General features: G+C 69.9%; 16 protein-coding genes and 4 pseudogenes. 8 read left to right on the top strand and 12 right to left on the bottom strand.

Translation table 11 applies throughout. The features are described from left to right. Positions 1-470: 470 nt before the first annotated feature. The 6 genes and pseudogenes from AB0L06_RS18175 to AB0L06_RS18150 all read right to left on the bottom strand — a co-directional run bounded on the left by AB0L06_RS18175 (position 471) and on the right by AB0L06_RS18150 (position 7091). Positions 471-1457: a CU044_5270 family protein gene (locus AB0L06_RS18175; protein ID WP_500232161.1), complete on the bottom strand. Its 987-nt coding sequence runs from the start codon at positions 1455-1457 to the stop codon at positions 471-473. Then, positions 1454-2119, bottom strand: coding sequence for an RNA polymerase sigma factor (locus AB0L06_RS18170; RefSeq protein ID WP_500232160.1), 666 nt, complete (start codon positions 2117-2119; stop codon positions 1454-1456). Before AB0L06_RS18170 ends, AB0L06_RS18175 begins: the two co-directional genes overlap by 4 nt. Before the next feature lie 265 nt (positions 2120-2384). Next, positions 2385-2918: pseudogene (locus AB0L06_RS18165) on the bottom strand (IS5 family transposase); the annotation flags it as partial. A 264-nt stretch (positions 2919-3182) separates the two neighbouring features. Next, positions 3183-3248, bottom strand: a pseudogene (locus tag AB0L06_RS18160) (hypothetical protein); the annotation flags it as partial. A 315-nt stretch (positions 3249-3563) separates the two neighbouring features. Further along, positions 3564-5417: a class I SAM-dependent methyltransferase gene (locus AB0L06_RS18155; protein WP_500232159.1), complete on the bottom strand. Its 1854-nt coding sequence runs from the start codon at positions 5415-5417 to the stop codon at positions 3564-3566. 258 nt (positions 5418-5675) lie between these two features. After that, positions 5676-7091 (bottom strand): DUF6597 domain-containing transcriptional factor, encoded by a 1416-nt coding sequence (locus AB0L06_RS18150; protein WP_500232158.1) that lies wholly within the window; start codon positions 7089-7091, stop codon positions 5676-5678. Between the two features lie 64 nt (positions 7092-7155). Between AB0L06_RS18150 and AB0L06_RS18145 the strand changes: the two genes are divergently transcribed. After that, positions 7156-7725 (top strand): TIGR03086 family metal-binding protein, encoded by a 570-nt coding sequence (locus AB0L06_RS18145; RefSeq protein ID WP_500232157.1) that lies wholly within the window; start codon positions 7156-7158, stop codon positions 7723-7725. A 283-nt stretch (positions 7726-8008) separates the two neighbouring features. Here AB0L06_RS18145 and AB0L06_RS18140 read toward each other — a convergent pair whose 3' ends face one another. From AB0L06_RS18140 to AB0L06_RS18120, 5 genes and pseudogenes are all read right to left on the bottom strand, one after another. Further along, positions 8009-8986: a site-specific integrase gene (locus tag AB0L06_RS18140; RefSeq protein WP_500232156.1), complete on the bottom strand. Its 978-nt coding sequence runs from the start codon at positions 8984-8986 to the stop codon at positions 8009-8011. Positions 8987-9393: 407 nt separating this feature from the next. Next, positions 9394-9816: an aromatic prenyltransferase gene (locus AB0L06_RS18135; RefSeq protein ID WP_500232155.1), complete on the bottom strand. Its 423-nt coding sequence runs from the start codon at positions 9814-9816 to the stop codon at positions 9394-9396. A 59-nt stretch (positions 9817-9875) separates the two neighbouring features. Then, positions 9876-10133: pseudogene (locus AB0L06_RS18130) on the bottom strand (aromatic prenyltransferase); the annotation flags it as partial. Next, positions 10130-10798 (bottom strand): class I SAM-dependent methyltransferase, encoded by a 669-nt coding sequence (locus tag AB0L06_RS18125; protein ID WP_500232154.1) that lies wholly within the window; start codon positions 10796-10798, stop codon positions 10130-10132. The pseudogene AB0L06_RS18130 and the gene AB0L06_RS18125, both read right to left, overlap by 4 nt. Positions 10799-11009: 211 nt before the next feature. Further along, positions 11010-11477, bottom strand: coding sequence for an ester cyclase (locus tag AB0L06_RS18120; RefSeq protein WP_500232153.1), 468 nt, complete (start codon positions 11475-11477; stop codon positions 11010-11012). A gap of 239 nt (positions 11478-11716) precedes the next feature. On the opposite strand from AB0L06_RS18120, the gene AB0L06_RS18115 reads away from it, so the two are divergent. Beyond that, positions 11717-12241 (top strand): MarR family winged helix-turn-helix transcriptional regulator, encoded by a 525-nt coding sequence (locus AB0L06_RS18115; RefSeq protein ID WP_500232152.1) that lies wholly within the window; start codon positions 11717-11719, stop codon positions 12239-12241. A gap of 42 nt (positions 12242-12283) precedes the next feature. Here the strand turns inward: AB0L06_RS18115 and AB0L06_RS18110 are convergent, their stop codons facing one another. After that, positions 12284-12658, bottom strand: coding sequence for a hypothetical protein (locus AB0L06_RS18110; RefSeq protein ID WP_500232151.1), 375 nt, complete (start codon positions 12656-12658; stop codon positions 12284-12286). 533 nt (positions 12659-13191) lie between these two features. Between AB0L06_RS18110 and AB0L06_RS18105 the strand changes: the two are divergent. The 6 genes and pseudogenes from AB0L06_RS18105 to AB0L06_RS18080 all read left to right on the top strand — a co-directional run. Continuing rightward, positions 13192-13431: pseudogene (locus tag AB0L06_RS18105) on the top strand (histidine kinase dimerization/phosphoacceptor domain-containing protein); the annotation flags it as partial. A 309-nt stretch (positions 13432-13740) separates the two neighbouring features. Beyond that, positions 13741-14403, top strand: coding sequence for a response regulator (locus tag AB0L06_RS18100; RefSeq protein WP_500232197.1), 663 nt, complete (start codon positions 13741-13743; stop codon positions 14401-14403). 493 nt (positions 14404-14896) lie between these two features. Next, complete coding sequence (locus AB0L06_RS18095; protein WP_500232150.1) at positions 14897-15217, top strand: hypothetical protein; 321 nt, start codon at positions 14897-14899, stop codon at positions 15215-15217. A 22-nt stretch (positions 15218-15239) separates the two neighbouring features. Then, complete coding sequence (locus AB0L06_RS18090; protein ID WP_500232149.1) at positions 15240-15674, top strand: hypothetical protein; 435 nt, start codon at positions 15240-15242, stop codon at positions 15672-15674. A gap of 116 nt (positions 15675-15790) precedes the next feature. After that, positions 15791-16318: a hypothetical protein gene (locus tag AB0L06_RS18085; protein WP_500232148.1), complete on the top strand. Its 528-nt coding sequence runs from the start codon at positions 15791-15793 to the stop codon at positions 16316-16318. An 81-nt stretch (positions 16319-16399) separates the two neighbouring features. Continuing rightward, positions 16400-17065: an ABC transporter ATP-binding protein gene (locus AB0L06_RS18080; RefSeq protein ID WP_500232147.1), complete on the top strand. Its 666-nt coding sequence runs from the start codon at positions 16400-16402 to the stop codon at positions 17063-17065. Positions 17066-17070: the final 5 nt, after the last annotated feature.

Here is a 17070-nt window from a genome sequence, read left to right as displayed (position 1 = left end):
GCCCACCCCGCCTGGGTTATCTGGCGCGGGGGCCCCGGGGGTTATTGTTCGCCGGGACGGCGGCGCAACGGCGGTGTTGCGTGCCGGTCATGACCGGCACGCAACCGACTCCGCCGCATCCGCTGGTCGCCCCCCCCCTTGGACACCCTGGCCAACCGGATTCCCCAGGCGGCGCAGGGAAGCCCGCCACCCCTTGACGCTGGGCAGACAGGGCGCCGTCGCAGAGCCGATGACGGTCGCAGGGGGCGTTGCATCAACCTGGGCGCAAAGCTCGGCGTGAACCGCGCTCAGCGCGCGATGACCGTGGATCCCGCGGGGACGGTCGTTGAGCTTGGTGGCGATCCGATCCGGGTCGTTCTGGTCGAGGAGTCTGAGATCGGTGCCTTCGCTCAGGTACTGGGCCGCCCGTCCGCTTTCAGGTCCGCCTCTGGTGGGGTCAGACTCTTCTGCGCGGTTTCCGGGATGGTTTGCTAGGGCTTGTTGGGGAGTTCGCCGGACTTGTTGACGACGCCGCGTTGGAGGACTGCCGTGGCGGCGGTGGTCATGCCCTTCTTGGCGTACTTGGTGTCCTTGACCATGTAGCCGCGTTCGCCCAGGTAGTTCAGCGTCTTCTTGTCGAAGATCCATTCGCTGCGTTCACCGTCGAAGACCAGCGCGACGGCCACGCCGTGGCGGCCCGCCGCGTCGACCGAGTCGGGCACCACGAGCACTCCGGGGATCTTCGCGGCGGCGCGGTAGATGGCGGCGGCGAGCTTGGGCGGCAGGATCTGCTCGCTGAGGAGCCGGCCGAGCTCCTGGAAGACCGCGGCGTTCCGGGCGGCCGGGGCGGCGGTCTTGCCGGACTTCGGGAACTCCGCGTAGAGGCCTGCCAGCAGGGTGCCCGGCTCGGTCGGCATGGCGACGAGCTTCCGGTAGGTCAGGTCGTCCTTCTCACCGACGATCGGCGGCCCGTTCTCGCCCGCCTGCCGGAGCAGGCCGCGCTGGCCCGGGCTTTGCGGCAGCCAGATCTCCCGCACCCGCATCGGCTGCGGAACCCGCGGTCCGCCGTCCGTCTGGACGGTCCACGCGACCTTGCTCTTGATGTAGACGAACTGGTTCTCGCGCACGGGCAGGACGCGCTGGTGCGCGGCGGTGAGCGAGATGCGGTCCAGTAGCGCGGTGGCGCTGTTCTCGTCGCCGGACCGGGGTGCGGGCGTGGACGGGGTGTCGCCGCTGCCGTCCAGGCCGGTGAACAGGCCCGCCGCCACGGCCGCGGCGGCGAGCGGGGCCGCCAGCAGGACGAACCGACGGCGCTTGGGCCGGTTCGGGGCGGTCGCGGGCTCTTCGATCTGCAGCATCAGATGCTCCTTGAGGAGGTGGCGCCGGCCGTCGGGGAGCTCAGGGTCGCCCGGCGGCGGCAGAAGCCGCACGAGCTCGGCGAGCTCGTCGGGTTCGGGTCCGCGCGGGGTGCCGTTCATGAGTGCCTCGCCTTCGACCGGACCGCGTTCGCGCGGTCGTCATCAATGAGCTGTCCGCCGCCGGGCGCGGGTTCCCGTTCGGCGTCGGTGAGTTTGCGGAGGCGGGTACGGGCCCGTGACAGCCGCGAACGCACCGTGCCCGGCGGAACGCCGAGCGCCGCGGCGGCCTCCGCGTAGTTCAGGCCCGCCCACACGCAGAGCGTGAACACCTCACGTTCGGCCTTGCGCAACCGGTCGAGCGCGGTGCGCGCGGCGGCCAGCTCCTCGGCGTCGGCGAGTCGGCCCACCAGTTCGTCGGAGAAGTCCGCCACCACGTCCCGGGCGGGCATCCGGTTCAGCGCCGCCTCGTGCCGCCGCGCGGACCGGGACGCGTTGCGCAGAACGTTGGTCGCGATGCCGAACAGCCAGGGCCGCAGCGACTCGCCCTCCGGCTGGATCTTCTCCCGCAGGCGCCACGCCTCCAGAAAGGTGAGCGACACGATGTCCTCGGCCGTCGCCCAATCCCCGGTGACCCGGACCGCATAGCGGTACAGCACTCGTGCGTGCTCATCGAATAGCTCCCCGAACGCGACGGGGTCGCCTGCCCGTATTCGGGCTCGCGCTGACAATTCCACATCCCGTCCTGTCCGGCGGCTCCACCGGGTTCCATCTGATCCGGGCATGAGATAGAGCCGCCTCGGGGTCATCGCGATGCCGGCGACGTGTCCGCGGACGCCGTTCACGAAGGTGAGCCCGGACGTTTCGCCTGAGCAGCGGCCTTCGGCAGCGCTGTCCTGCCCAAGGCAGCGCACCACGCCCAGGGGCCGTCCGGACGGGAGCACAGTCGTCGAAAGTAGTTGATCGAGGACTGCAGAGACCACCGGCGACTCGTCTGTGAGTGGCCGTACGTCGGCCATCGCCGTCAGGGCCTGTTCTGGCTTTGGATCTTTAGGTGGTTGAGAGGCTGCGGATCCAGAGGAGGGCTCCGCGGAGGTGGAGTCCGGCAAGGTAGCTTTCCGGGGTTTTGTCGAAGCGTGTGGCGAGACCTCTCCAGTCTTTGATCTTGTTGATGCAGCGTTCGACGGTGTTGCGGTCGCGGTAGAGGTCGGGGTCATGGGTGAGGGGTCTGCCGCCTGCGCTGCCCTTGTTCCTGCGGTGGGCTGCCTGGTCCTTCTTGACGGGGATGACGGCTTTGATGCCGCGTGTGCGGAGGTGGGCGCGGTTGGCTCGGCTGGAGTAGGCCTTGTCGCCCGCGATGGCGTCGGGGCGCGTGCGGGGCCGGCCCCTGGCACCGCGGACCTTGATGCGGGCGATGACCTTCTGGAACTGGGGGCTGTCGGCGGCCTGCCCCGCGGTGAGGACGAACGACAACGGGCGGCAGCGCCGGTCGGCCGCAAGGTGGGCCTTGGTGGTCAACCCGCCCCGAGAGCGTCCCAGCAGCGCGGTCTTGAGCCGGATCAGCCGCCGCCGTCGCCAGCGGCGGACGGCTTCGCGGACGGTCTCGCGGACGGCTTCGTCGCGCTCGTCTCTATCGTTGTTCTGCGGCATTTGTTCCCCGCCGCCGCCGCCCCTTTTTCGCCGTCGGCCGCCTTCTCCAGTACGTCCAGGAGTTCGGGATCCAGAGGTCCACCTCGCCCCGCGCGGCCGCCTTCGATCAGCGCCCATTCGTCGTCCGTCACACTCCCCGCTGTTCGTCAGGACGACGGTGCCGAGCATGATGACGAGGACGCTGGGGACGATGTTGATCAGGAAGATCCAGCGCCAGTCCCACTGCTGGACGATGACGCCGCCGATGGTGGGGCCGAGCGCCAGGGCGCAGGACGCCGCGCCGATCCACGCGATGCCACCGAAGGAGCGCTGCTGTCGGTGCGTCCCGCCGTCACCATGACGGCAGGGCGAGCGCCGCGCCCGCGCCCTGCGCGACCCGGGCGAGGATGAGGGTGGCGGTGTCCGGGGCGAGGCCGCAGACGGCGGACGCGGCGGTGAAGACGACCATGCCCGAGATGAACGTCAGCGGCGAACACCCCGCAGGATGCCCGCCGCTGCCCCCTACAACCGCTCGTCGTCATCGCCACCGCTGCTCGTCGCTCCGCGCCGAGATCGGACCGATGCAGCTCAACTATGCCATCAGGCCGCGGGCACCTTCCGGGCGAGGAGGCGGTAGGTGTTGCTGCGGCGCCGGAACGGCGTGATCAGCAGGTCCAGCACGGTCGCCGCGGTGAGCAGGGGAAGGCCGACCAGCTGGCCCGCCGTGATGCGGGCGTACTGCCGGACGCCGGGCCGGTGCGGGCTCCGCCACGGATGCTCCAGGTCGACCCCGATCAGGTTGATCAGGCAGGCGGCACCGCCCGCGAGGTCTCCGCCGCGGCGGGCCTCCCGGCGGTGCACGGCGACCACCTCCATGCCCCGCTCGCGCAGGGCCCGCTCGAGGTTGCCGAGGGGGATCAGGTGGAGGTGCTGCGGCGGCAGGTACGGCAGGTAGAACGTGCGCAGCAGCTTCGCGAACGGGGACTCCGGGTCCGGCATCTCCAGCAGGAAATGGCCCCCGGGAGCGAGGACCTTGGCGGCCAGGTCCAGCTCAGTCAGCGGGTCGGTGGTGTGCTCCAGGTAGTGGTTCATGCTGATCACGTCGTAGCGGCCGGCCATTTCGGGTCCGAGGTCCAGGAACTGGCCGCTGTAGGCGCGGTCGATCCAGCCCCGGCGGACGGCCTCCTCGACGCCGGTGCCCATGTCCAGACCGTCGAATGCGGTCTCGGGGAGCACGGTGCGGGCGACGCGGCAGAAGTGGCCCTTGCCCGTGCCGACGTCCAGCCAGCGGTAGGGCGTGCCTAGCCGCTGCACCATGCGGGCGCGGGCGAGGTAGTCGCTGTTGGTGGAGCTGAGGATGAGCTCGGTCGTCTGCTCGTTGAGGCCGTCGTAGGCGTCGCGGTAGTAGAAGTCCAGGCCGTCCGGGGTGAGCCGGGGGTTCTGGAAGATGTGCCCGCACTGCTTGCAGCGGTCCAAGGGGAACCGGCCCGGCTTCACCAGGATGACGTCCCGGGTCACCACGTGGCGGGTGAGCTCGGCGGAGCCGCACCACGGGCATTCGGTGCGCCGCTCGCCCTGGAAGCGCTCGACGCCCGCCTCGATCTCCTTCCAGTCCCGCTCCCGGGAGCGTTCCCGGCGGTCCAGCAGCCGCCGTTCCCACCGGGTGCGGGGCGCGCGCAACGTCCGCCAGATCGACAGCGGCGTGGCGACCAGGCGGGTCCAGGCGACCAGGTGCAGGTCCGCGGGAGCCAGCGGGCCCCGGGCGAACACGACGTAGGGGCTCAGGCAGTAGAGCAGGACGAGCCCGAGTCCCCAGCGGACGTCGATCAGCAGGCTGGACAGCACGAGCAGGTAGGCGGCCCCGGCGAAGTAGGAGATCTGCGGCAGCGCCACCGAGGGCGGCAGCGACAGCGCCAGCGAGCGCAGCCAGGCCCGCCGCTGCCCGGTCCGGTCGACGGCGCGCAGCGGGGCGACGACCATGTCCGCGGACTCGACGTAGAACCGGAGCCGTCCCGTGGTCTCGCCCATCTCGCCGGCGTCGAGCCCGGTGGCTCCACCGGAGGCGTCCAGGGGGATGTCGGAGCGTTCCAGGGAGAGCTTCGCCCGCTGGAAGGCCCCCGTCTCCACCAGCACCGCGTAGCCGGCGCCCCGGCCGAGCCCGAACCACTGTCCCCGGTAGGACCGCGGATCGACGTGCCGTACCAGGTCGAGAGCCTGCTCCACCGGCAGGTCGGACGGAACCAGGTCCAGCATCCCGGTCCCCGCCCGCCGGGCGTGCTCGGCGGCGGCCTGCAGAACGGGCGCGGGGACGTCGGCGTCGTCGGCCGTGACGGCCGTGAACCCGTCAAGGGATCCTTGCGGGGCGGACAGCGTGGACAAGCCGGTGACCCTGCGGCGCAGACGCAGGCCGTTGGCCAGGACCCCGCCCATCACCGCCCAGATCAGCCAGACCACGGGACATCCCGAAAGAACGGGGTGCGCAGGACGGCGCACGCCGCGCTGAGCCGCCCGGCGGACGGCGTCGAAGTTGAGATCACGGTCCGTGACCGTACTCAGTTTCCGCCACGCTGTGTACCGAAGAGGGCGACATGTAGGATTTCCATAAGATTCTGTCACTTCTTCAGGACCTGCGACAACGCCCAGTTACGGCGCGGCCGTATCCCCGAGCGCCGCAGCCTTCCGCCCTCGACCCGACCGTCGACGGCTTCGAGGTCACTGACCGTGCCGACCGCAAGCGTGGTCCGGGCCGAGCTGGAGAAGCTGGCGTTCCTGCGTGGCCTGGACGCACCGGCTGGATGTGTCGATGCTCCCGGCCGAACGCCGACGGTTCCTGGACTTGGTGGGGCGCCGCTCGACCAACCAGGCGATGCAGCCCCGCGACCCGCGGCGGCCCACCCGATCCTGCTGACGCTGCGGGCCCAGTCCGCGGTGGATGTGCTGGACGATGTGGTGGTGCTGTTCGACCAAGCGGTGTCGGCGCGCGAGTGGCGGGCCAAGACCGAGACCGAGACCGACGCCGAGCCGATCGAATGGGCAGGCAGGGCAGGCCCGCCAACTGCGGCGGGATTGCGGTCCAGCAGAGTTTGCACCTGGTCCTCCGCCCCGACCCTCTGCATCCTGGCTCAACAGGGCGGCGCCGGCGAATGGCTTGTCGAGAACGACACATTCGCTGTCGCCCGGCTGCGGGAAGCCGGGGCGGAGGACCAAATGCAGGCTCTGAGTACGCGGGCCGCCACACACGCCCCCCTCGCCCCATACTCCGTCACTGACTGTTGGACAGGCTGCGACAAGTCCGGGCGGAGAACCAGGCGCGGGCACGGCGTTTCCGGGCCGAGGAGGTGAGGCCAGGATGACGCGCCTGATGACCGCGCCTCCTGCGGCCCGTCTAATACCGCTGTGCGTACCAGGCCGGTGGCTCGCCGAACATGCTTTGAAGTCGCGGATGAAGTGGCCCTGGTCGGCGTAGCCGAGGTCGGCCGCCAGCGCGGCCCAGTCGATCGCCCCGCCGGCGGCTATGCGTGCGGTCACCTCGTGCAAGCGGTAACGGCGGATCACCCGCTTGGGCCCGATGCCGACGTACTCCGCGAACAGCCGTTGCAGCCTCCGCATGCTCAGCCCGAGCTCGCCGGCGAGGTGTTCGACCCTGGTCACGGCCTTGTCCTTGGCGATCAGCTCGACCGCGGCCACCACCTGGCGTACTTGGGGGTCGTCGTCTGGCAGGTGTTCCAGCAGGAACGCGTCCGCGGTCGGCACGTCGAGCGTCGTGGGCAGGTCCGGGCCGAACACCTCGGCCGCCGGGACGACGCGGTCGGTGATCGTCGAAACGGAGGCACCAAGGAGCGGGCGGAAGCCGCCTGGCCGGAACGCGACGCCGAAGACGTGGCCACGGCCCTCGAGGACCTTGATCCGGTAGCCGCTGCACACGCCGCTGACGTTCGCACGACCGCCGCCGAACGACAGGTGCACATTCGGGTACGGCACGATCTTCTGCCGGTAGGGCTCAGCGTAATCCCAGCGAGCTTCCCAGTACCGCTCCACCCATGGCGCGAGCGCCGGCGACGGGTCGTGGAACGTGTGGCGCTGATACCTGGTCCACGCACCGCGCAGCTCACGAACGTCGCGCTCCACACGGCAAAGTGTATGTCGCCTTTGTTCAATACCCCTCCGGCACGGGCAATCTAGCGTCGCTGCCATGTCACATCTGTCCAACGCTGCCGAGGCCATGGCCGCAGTCGCCAGCACCATCAACGACAACCAGCTCGCCAACAAGACTCCGTGCACGGAGTACGACGTGCGGGCACTGGTCAACCACCTTCTGTTCTGGGGGCCGTCGCTCGCCGGTGGCGGCCGCAAGGAGTCCGTTCCGCAGCCGGCGGCCGCCGAGTCCGATGTGGACCTGGCGGCCGGCGACTGGCGCGGCCGCCTACTCGCCCTGCTGGACGACATCACGTCGTCGTGGGCGCCGCCGAGTGCCTGGGAGGGCGAGACGGACATGGGCACACCGCAAACGCTGCCCGCGCCCGTCTTGGGCAACATGATCATCGGCGAGCTGGCCATGCACGGCTGGGACCTGGCAGTCGCGACCGGGCAGCGGCTGGAACTGCCCGGCGGCCTGCTGGCGCATCTGCATGACACGGTGTTCGCCAGCGTGGAGCAGGGGCGGGAGATGGGCATGTACGGACCGCAGGTCGCGGTGGCGGCCGACGCCCCCACCTTGGACCGCATCCTCGGCCTGACCGGCCGTGATCCCGCCTGGGCGTAGTCACCGACTGGTGATGTCGGATCGACCGGGCACACCACCGAGCTGACTGTCCTGGTCGGGTTCGACCAGGACCTGGCCGCCGAAGCGACCGCACCAGCAACCGGATCCGCGGCCTGCATTCATTCGAACAGGAACAAGCGGTCACACCGAAGAGGTCACTGGTTCGAACCCAGTATCGCCCACCCTGCAGACCAGCTCAGAGGCTGATTCCGATCAAGGAATCGGCCTTTTTGCTTTTCTGATCACGGGTGGGGAGCCAAACGGGGAGCCACCATCACGCGGACTAGGCGGACGCAGCCGGACGCCTCTGGGAACGTCGGGCCTTCTTCTCGGGGGCGTCGCCGAAGACGGCGTGCATCGTCTGCGCGCCCTGGGTGATCACGGGCTTGAGCTGGTGGCGGTACACCTTCTCGGTCACCGACGTCCCGGCGTGGCCGACCAGGTCGGCGATCGTCTCGATCGGAACGCCGCTGTCGCTCATGATCGAGACGAACGAATGGCGAAGCTCGCGCGGGACCCAGTTCTCACCGATGTCCGCGCGGCGGGTGACCGCTCGGAACGCACGCCGGACGTTGCCCGCGTCGAGGGGACGGCCGGAGCGGGTGCAGAACACGAGGTTGCCGTCCTGCCAGTCCTCTCCCGCCTTGAGCTTCCACGCGGCCTGACGGGTGCGGTGGACCTTGAGGGCGTCGGCGACGTCCTTCGGGATCTCCAGAGTGCGGCGCGACTTCCTGGTCTTGCTGTCGCCGTGCTTGCGGACCGACCGCCACACGTAGATGGCGAAGCACTTGCGCTTGAATCCGGCCTCGGAGACCGGACGCCACTCCCTCGCCTTCGCATCCCACGCGAGGACGTGCGGCCAGCGGAGCGCCCGCGCCTCCTCGGTGCGGACGCCGGTCATGAGGCTCAGGACGATGTAGGCGTGAAGCTTCGCCAGCTTGGCCTTGACGATGTCCTTGGTGTGCCCCTTCAGCGCGGTTGCGCTTCCCGTTCGGGAGGAGGCCGAGGGAGTTGGCTCTGGTGTAGCCCTTGCCCTCCTCGTGGATCGTGGCCTCGTACATGCCGATCGTGATTTTCGCCGAGAGAAGCTGCCAGCGGCGAGTGCGTATAGCTGGGTGTTGGCACATCGGGACGAACAGGAGGGTTGGCTTCTGTTCGGGCTTGGGGTGCCATTTCGACGGGATGGGGTCGGCGATGGTCGTGATTCCTGTGCGGGGCGGGAGCTGTTCGGGTGGTCGTGCCTCGTGGCAGGGGCGGTCACGCCGTTGGAGGCTTCACCCAAGGGGCCAGTCGCTGTCCGGCGGACAGATTGTCACGCCAGTACCTGAAGACGGTTCCCTGCACGATGTCGAGTTGTCCGGCCGCGATCAGGCCGCCGGCGGGCCCGGTCCCGCCGGCATCGGCCTCGAAGGCGACCAGCACGGCGGGCGCTCGCCGACCTGCCGGTCGACGAGCCGAACCTCATCCGGTGTCGGCTCACGGAACACCGGGTCGTGGAAGTCCGCCGGGCACATGACGAAGACCGGGTCGCCGAAGACCAGCTCCAGGCCATGGGCGTACGAAAGGTCGTACCCGGCGCCCAGGCGAAGCTGGCTCTTCCCCGAAGACGGCCGGTGGTTCGGCTTCCCCAGGGGCCAGGCCCGCCGCCGCGAGTGCTTGGCTTTGCACCTATTGGCGAACGGGATCGACCGTTTGGAGGACGGTAGGTGGCCGTTCGTCACGGAGGGGGCGGCACGGGTCCTTCCGAACCCACCAGCTCCTCACCCCGCGGGCATGTGGGTGCCTGGCGATCTGGCCCCGGGGGCGGCGAGGATCACGCCTCGTCCGCGGCCGGTGTCGGGACATCGCCGCCGCTGCCCTGCTCGCGGACGGTAGGGCGTAGATGCCGACGCGTTGGATCTCGCCGTCGGACACGTTCATGGTCACCGAGAAGGTGTAGCCGTCCGGGGGTGTGAAGGCCTCCATGTCGGCGTACAAGGACGGTTCGGGCGGTTCACCGCCGGCCAGGGCCACCAGCCTCGCCGTCTCGGCCGCGCTGATCCTGCGGGACGTCCGGAAGTAGAGGTTCGCGCTGCCGCCGTGGTGGTCCACGGCGACATGCCGCACCGCCTCCAGGTCGAGGGAGCGGAAGAGGGGCCGTGGCGGCGCAGCGCCGACGGCACGTGCGGCGCGCCGAGCACCTGCTCGACCGGACGCGTCCCGCCCAGGTAGACCCAGGTCTTGGCGAGGCCACGAGCGGCGTCGAAGTCGACGAGTTCGGTGGAGGCTCGGCCGTACGGCGCGCTCCAGAACGAGATCAGTTCGATCAGCGGGTTCTCCGGGGCGAGGACTCCGGCGCGGATCGCGGCGGCGGTCGCCTCGATGTCGGCCAGGAAGCGGGGCCGGGAGAACGGGAGGGGGTGGATCATGGTCGCTCCGATCGGGCGGGGCCGTCGTCGAGACGGGTCCATGCTCCGTAGTGGGTGTTGCCCAGGACCATGCTGCGGCTGTCGCGCGCAGCCCGCTCCAGTGCCGCCGGGAGGGAACCGTCGATGGCGACACCGTCGGGCAGGGCGATGCCGGCTTGCAGAAGCAGCGGCTCGACGGCTTGGACGGCGCTGCCGAGCCAGGTGAAGACGGTGGAGCTGGGCTTCCTGCCGGTCATGGCCGCGGAGTCCACGTCCGGCCAGGGCAGTCCGGCGTCGAGGAACACCCGGGTGAGACGCCGACCGAAGTCCGGAGCGATCCCGTGGGCCCGGAACAGCGCGCCGAGCAGGGCGTAGCAGTCGTTCCAGAGCTGACATTGCGGAAAACTCACGTCCCGGCGCGAGACGTCCATGTCGTGCATGACGACAAGGCCGCCGGGACGGACGAACCCGGCGAGGCGGCGGAGCGCGGCGGCCGGATCCGGCAGGTACTGCAGGACGAACCTGCCGGTCAGCGCGTCGAACGGCCGAACGTCACCGCTCCCGGCAGGGACGTGCCCTGACAGGTCGAACTCCGCCGGGTCGAACTCCGCCAGGTCGACGTTCACGAAGGTGACGATGTCGCCGTAGCCGGTGGAGACGGCGCGCCGACGCGCCGTCTCGGACATTGAAACCCGCCTTCGTGGGTGAGGGGTGGGCGTTGTCGAACGGTTCGCCGCAAGGAGCGCCCGGAGGAGCGGCGATCGCATCAACCGGGCTGTGCGGCCAGATTCTGGACGAAGGTGGTGAGGTCGGCGTCCGACCAGTGCTCGATGATCTTGTGGTCAGGAGGCCGGAGGGTCCCGGAGCGTGTGGCTCTCATAGAAGCCCCTGATGATGTCAACTCTCGGTGCTCATAGTGTCGACACCGCGGAGGGCGTCCAGGAATCGGCCGAAGTTGCCCTCCGACCAGTGCTCGACGGACTGGCCGTCCACGACCCGGTCGATGGAGATGCCGCCGAGGCGCACCTCCCGGCCGGAGGCGGGGATGCCGAGGATCGTGCCGGTGTGGACACCGCTGATGGTCCAGCGGGTGACCACCTTGTCACCTTCGGCGACCTGATCGTTCACCTGAAGGCGGTAGCCGGTGAGCGCGGCCTTCAGCTCCAGGTCGCCCACGATCCACGCCGAGCGCTCGTCCGGACCGTCGAATCCGTGCAGCACCAGATCTCTGGAGATGTACCGCTCGAACCCGGCGGCCAGGTCCTCGTTGTAGCTGGCATAGAACGCCGCGGCGACCTGGCGCGGCGAGAGGCGGGCTTCGGTTGGAGTGTCGGACGCGGTCGCGGGGGGCTGGGCGGTGGACACAGGCTCTCCGGTCGGGGGGACGGATCAGCGGATGCGCGACGCCGAACCCGCTCGCGCGGAGGGCGACGTCCGCTGATCGAGCAGTCGAACGTGTACTTGCCTCGTCAAGTAAATGCTTGACGAGGCAAGTACACAGCCATCTGCTTGACGCGTCAAGCTTCTCGCGGTGACCAGGAACGGCCCCGGATGCCATCGCCGCCGGGCAACTCCTTGACCAGTCAAGGAGTTATAGTGAGCGGATGCCCTCCGACCAGCGCCCCTTCCGTCCGCTCACCCCGAGCGAGGAAGCGTTCGTGCGTGAGTTGAGCCGTGTCCTGCTGGTGCTGCCCCGCGCGGTCGACGCCGACCTGGTGCGCGCGGCCGGGCTCCCGCTCTCCGAGTACACGCCCCTGATGCACCTGTCCGAGGCGCCTGGGAGAGCGATGCGGATGAGCGAGCTCGCCGTCGCCTGCAACATCACCCTCAGCGGAATGACCCGCGTGGTCACCCGCCTGGAGAAGCACGGCTGGGTCGAGCGCGCCAAGAGCGCCGAGGACGGACGCGGATGGAACGCCGCCCTGACCGACGCCGGCCTCACCCGCCTCGAACAGGCCTGGCCGGAGTTCCTGGCCAGCGTGCGCCTCAACCTGGTCGACCACTTCGAAGGCCAGGACCTCGATCGGCTCACCGCCACACTCCGGCACGTCGCCGCCCCCGACCACCAGCCGAAGCCGAATCCAGCGCCGGACGCTCCCGGCACCGGCCGTGAGGCCGCCCGAACCTGAGCCGCGCCAAGGCACCTGGCGCGCCCCGACGACCACTACTGCCTACTGCGCGGCTTCCATCCTGTAGCCGACGTTGCCTCCCAACTGCTCGTAGTCCACCCCGGCGGTGAACTCGAACTTGCTGTTGTAGGTGTACTCGAAGAGGGTTCCGCGTTGGCCGTACCAGAGCGGCCAACTCCTGAGGGAGGCGTCCTGGTGGTACATGTAGGACGGGAAAGCCGTATAGGTGCCCAGCTTCCACTCGAAGCAGTCGCCGTTGTAGCCCGGCTGGCTGAAGACCTGCGCCCAGCCCGCGATCTCGTAGTGGTAGCAGTTGCCGGACGCCTGCGCCGCGGGGTCGACCGCGACCAGCCCCACCGCCGCGGTCAGTGAGGTCAGAACGGCCGCCGTACCGGTCTTGAGCCACATCACCCTCATCGGGATGGTCCCTTCTTCACAGCGGCGGTGGGTCCCGTCGCCCTTCGCCTCAAGGATCGGATCCCGGCGACGTCCTTCGCCCCAGGGCACACACGGGCCGACACACGGGCCGCGGCTTGGTTGTCGGCTTCCAGAGGCAGGCTGCGCGGCCGGGCGCGGCAATGTACGTCCGGCTACGTACGCGACGACTGCGCCCCAGGGCGGACGTGTTCGGCACGGGCGCCTTGTAGCATCCGCAGAATGAGGCGCGCGGCTGCCGTTCCGGCGCGACGCGCAACCGCCGCACGGGAACGGGCCGTCGATGCGGTTGCCGCCGCAGGCCTGACCATCTTCATGGTGGTCGTCAGTGGTCATCTGCATCCGAAGGCGGGCGACAGGGCCATCGGCCCGCTGGCATACGTCCTGACGGTGGCCGCGGGTGCGGCGATGGTGTGGTGCCGCCACCGACCGCGCGTCGCGTTCGGCGTGGTGACGGTCGCACTCGGCTGCTACATCGGACGGGGCTATCCGTACGGGCCGATGCTCGCCACCGGATGGCTGGCGTTGCTGGCGCTGAGCCTGCGGGCCGATCGCCGCTCGGCGCTGACGGGAGGTGTCGCGCTGTGCGCCGTCCTCGGCGCCGCCGCGTCGCCGAAGACCGCCTGCGCATCGCCCGTGACCTCCACGACAGCGTGGCGCATGCGATGGCGACCATCAGCGTGCAGGCGGGCGCCGCGGCCCATGTGGTGGATCGCCGTCCCGAGGCGGCCAAGACCGCGTTCGTGGCCATCCAGCGTGCCAGCGGTGAGGTGCTCGACGAACTGACGGGCATGCTCCGGCTGCTGAGGGACGCCGGCGCGGCCGACCGTGCGCCGGCGCCGAGGATCGATCAGATCGTGCACGTCGTCGAGGCGACCCGCGACTCCGGACCGCGGGTCCGGCTGCATGTCGACGGGCCGACGGAGACGATGCCGGGACACCATGGGGGCAGGTCTCGGGATCCAGGGCATGCGGGAAAGGGCCGAGTCGACGGGAGGGCACCTGCTGGCCGGTCCCACACCGTCGGGAGGCTTCGTCGTGCGGGCCACGTGGGAGGGCAGGTCATGATCCGCGTACTGCTCGCCGACGACCAGCCGCTGGTGCGCGCGGGCTTCGCGATGATCATGGACGCGGAAGACGACATCGAGGTGGTCGGTGAGGCCGACGACGGAGCCGCCGTCATCGCGCGGGCCGCCTCGCTCCGGCCCGACGTGGTGCTGATGGACATCCGCATGCCCGGCATCGACGGCTTGGAGGCGACCCGCCGGATCGTCGGCGACGACGCGCTCACCGAAGTGAGGATCCTCATCCTCACGACGTTCGAGCTGGACGAGTACGTCTTCGAGGCGCTGCGCTCAGGCGCCGGCGGTTTCCTCGTCAAGCACACCCAGCCGGCGGACCTGGTCAGAGCCGTCCGCGAGGTGGCGCGCGGGGAGGCGCTGCTGTCGCCCGGCGTCACGCGCCGCCTGATCGCCGAGTTCACGTCCCGTCCCGTGCGGCCCGCGCTGACCCCGCCGACGATGGAGGTGCTGACCGAACGAGAGCGTGAGGTCGTGACACTGGTCGCGCTGGGCCTGACCAACGAGGAGATCGCGACCGAACTGGTCCTGAGCTCGGCGACGGCCCGGACGCACGTCAGCCGGGCCATGATCAAGCTGGGCGCGCGTGACCGTGCCCAGCTCGTCGTCTTCGCCTACCAGTCGGGACTGGTGCGTCCACCGCGGTGACGCGACGTGCCGCTGCGCGCTGCTACGTGCCGCCGCATGCCGCTGCGGGAGTCACATCGGGGCCGGTCGCCATGGCGCTTTTCCTCCGGTCCTACGACGAGGGACGTAGCCGATTGTGTCGATCCGTGACGGATGACGCCCCGGCGCCCGCGTGGCCAAGCTGAATGCACTCGGCCCCGCTGACGGGAATCACGGGCCCCTTCTCAAGGAGCACGCGACGTGACGTCCCGCGGCAGGTCGCAGCAGCATCGACGCCCTGGCCCCGCCACCGACAGGCACGACCACCTTCACCTCGGACGCCTCCGGGCCGGGGGCCGTCGCGGACGACGTCGCCTCCCAGTTCGACCGACACCACCGGCACAAGGAGGGCTGTCTCGTGACAGCGCGCACACCATCCCAGGATCACCCGTTGCCGGACTCCGCCACTTCACCCCGACGCGGCAGGGCCGCCTGGACCGCGATCGGACGGGCCCGCGGCCCACACCGGACCTTCTTGATCGCCACCTGCGGAGCCCTGGTTCTGGCCGCCATCGGCGACGAAGCCACCGGCTACGACGGGCCCGGACCCTTCATCGACCTCGCCTTCGCCGCGACGGCGGCACTGGTCCGGTGGCGGTTCACCCCGCTGCTCATCGTCGCCGTGAGCGCATTCCTCCTTTTCGGAGGACTCGCCACACCGGAGTTCACGCGCCACCTGATCCACCCTGACCACGCACTGGACTTCACCGCCGGCTGGCTGCAGATGCTCGGCTTCGTCGCCGCTGCCATCTTCGCCGTGACCTCGGCCGTCCAGGCCCACCGCACATCCCGTTGACCCCAGAGCGAAGGAGTCGATCATGCTTCGTCCGCCTCGTCCGAGCCGTAGCACCCTCATCACGTTCGCCGGTCTGCTCGTCGGTATCGCGGGCCTGGTCGTCCAGGCGATCGCCGACCCATCGAAGTTCACCGTGGCCGAAGGCTCCTACGGCATCGTCTTCCCGCCCGGGATCCTGTTCGTCGCCGCGGCCGGTCTGGCGATGCTGTTCACCGCCCGCTGGTGGTGGCACGCCGTCTTCGGGGTGTTCACGGCGTTCTGGATCGTCGGCGTCGGCACCCTGGCCGACAAGCTGACGCCCAACCTGACCTCCCACAACCCTGGAACCGTTGCCGGTAACGCCCTCATGGCCGCCAGCCTCGTACTCGCCTTCATCGCCGGCGTCCACAGCATGATCACCGCGCGGCGCACCCGACGGACCGCCCGGAGCAACCCGGACCTGGCCCGTCAGCGGTGACACCGGGCGTTCCCCACGCATCATCCCCGGATCCGCCCCCGGTCCCCCAAAGTGAGTGCCTCTGACGCCACATTTGGGGGAAGTGCCCGCCGGGCGCGGGCGGCCAGGGTGGACGCATGATTCGACGTTTGGTCCTCGGTGGCGCGGCGGCGTCCGTCCTGCTCACGGGGTGCGGTGGCGGCTCCGGCAACAGCGCCTCATCGAACGCTCCCACCGGCTCGACGCGGTCAGGGCACGAGCCGATCCAGCTCCAGGTCTCCAAGTGCTTCCGTGCGCACGGCCAGCCGAGCTTCCCCGACCCGACCCAGGATCCGAGCGGCAACTGGGCGATCCCCAACACCGGCGGCGGTGAGCCGAAGGTGCCGCCGCCCTGCGATTCGCTGGTCAGGCAGATGAAGCGGCAGGGCGGTGCGACCGGCAGCACCAACCAACCGCTCCCCGCCGGCGAGATCGTCAAGGCGCGCGACTTCGCCAAGTGCATGCGGGAAAAGGGGGTCACGGACTGGCCGGACCCCAACGCCAACGGCTACTTCGTTCTACCTCCCCGGCTGGGCCCGCCGAACGGCAAGCGGCTCTTCAAGCAGCAGATGGTGGCCTGCAAGCCGTACGAGCCCACCGGCGGCGCGCACATGGTTCTGCAGTAGCCCAGGCGGTATGGCGCTCCCAGGCAGGCCGGACGGTCTGGGCACACGCGACGTTCCACAAGGCGGAAGGCAGGGTTTTCGGTGCCCGTTCTTGAGCTGCACGATGTCCACAAGACCTATCCGGGTGAGCCACCGGTCAGGTCGGTGCGCGGGGTGAGCCTGAAGGTCGAGGCCGGGGACATGCTCGCCGTCCGCGGCGCGTCGGGTTCCGGAAAGTCGACTCTGCTGAACCTGATGGCTGCCCTGGACCGGCCCACCAGCGGTTCGGTCCTGCTGGACGGGCGGCCCGTCGAGAAGCTGGACGACCGGGCACTGGCCGGGTTGCGCGCGCACCGCGTCGGCGTCGTGTTCCAGCAGTTCTTCCTGCTGGAGTCGCTCACCGCGATCGACAACGTCGCCACCGGCCTGCTGTACCGGGGAGTGTCCAGGGACGTCCGCCGCACGGCCGCGGCCGAGGCGCTGGAGCGGGTCGGTCTCGGGCACCGGGTGCGGCACAAGGTCACGAAACTGTCGGGTGGGGAACGCCAGCGGGTGGCCATCGCCCGGGCCCTGGTCGGCCGGCCCGCGATCGTGTTCGCGGACGAGCCCACCGGCAACCTCGACTCGACGAACGGCGCGGAGATCCTCAAGCTGATCCGCGAGCTCAACGACGAGGGCACGACGCTGGTCATCGTCACCCACGAGGAGGCCGTGGCCGACGCCTGCCGCTCGCGCATCGTCATGAGCGACGGTCAGGTCGTCGGCTGAAGCGG

The organism is Spirillospora sp. NPDC052269 (assembly GCF_040679435.1).
Taxonomy (GTDB): Bacteria; Actinomycetota; Actinomycetes; order Streptosporangiales; family Streptosporangiaceae; genus Spirillospora.
Note: the sequence above shows the minus strand (reverse complement) of the source record. Positions and strands in the feature narration are given on the sequence as shown.

Excerpts from the sequence above, each read along its gene's own strand:
- AB0L06_RS18175 (WP_500232161.1), bottom strand. The coding sequence starts at position 1,457 with ATGAACGGCACCCCGCGCGGACCCGAACCCGACGAGCTCGCCGAGCTC.
- AB0L06_RS18170 (WP_500232160.1), bottom strand. The coding sequence starts at position 2,119 with ATGCCCGGATCAGATGGAACCCGGTGGAGCCGCCGGACAGGACGGGAT.
- AB0L06_RS18145 (WP_500232157.1), top strand. The coding sequence starts at position 7,156 with ATGTCACATCTGTCCAACGCTGCCGAGGCCATGGCCGCAGTCGCCAGC.
- AB0L06_RS18125 (WP_500232154.1), bottom strand. The coding sequence starts at position 10,798 with ATGTCCGAGACGGCGCGTCGGCGCGCCGTCTCCACCGGCTACGGCGAC.
- AB0L06_RS18115 (WP_500232152.1), top strand. The coding sequence starts at position 11,717 with ATGCCCTCCGACCAGCGCCCCTTCCGTCCGCTCACCCCGAGCGAGGAA.
- AB0L06_RS18110 (WP_500232151.1), bottom strand. The coding sequence starts at position 12,658 with ATGAGGGTGATGTGGCTCAAGACCGGTACGGCGGCCGTTCTGACCTCA.
- AB0L06_RS18100 (WP_500232197.1), top strand. The coding sequence starts at position 13,741 with ATGATCCGCGTACTGCTCGCCGACGACCAGCCGCTGGTGCGCGCGGGC.
- AB0L06_RS18090 (WP_500232149.1), top strand. The coding sequence starts at position 15,240 with ATGCTTCGTCCGCCTCGTCCGAGCCGTAGCACCCTCATCACGTTCGCC.
- AB0L06_RS18085 (WP_500232148.1), top strand. The coding sequence starts at position 15,791 with ATGATTCGACGTTTGGTCCTCGGTGGCGCGGCGGCGTCCGTCCTGCTC.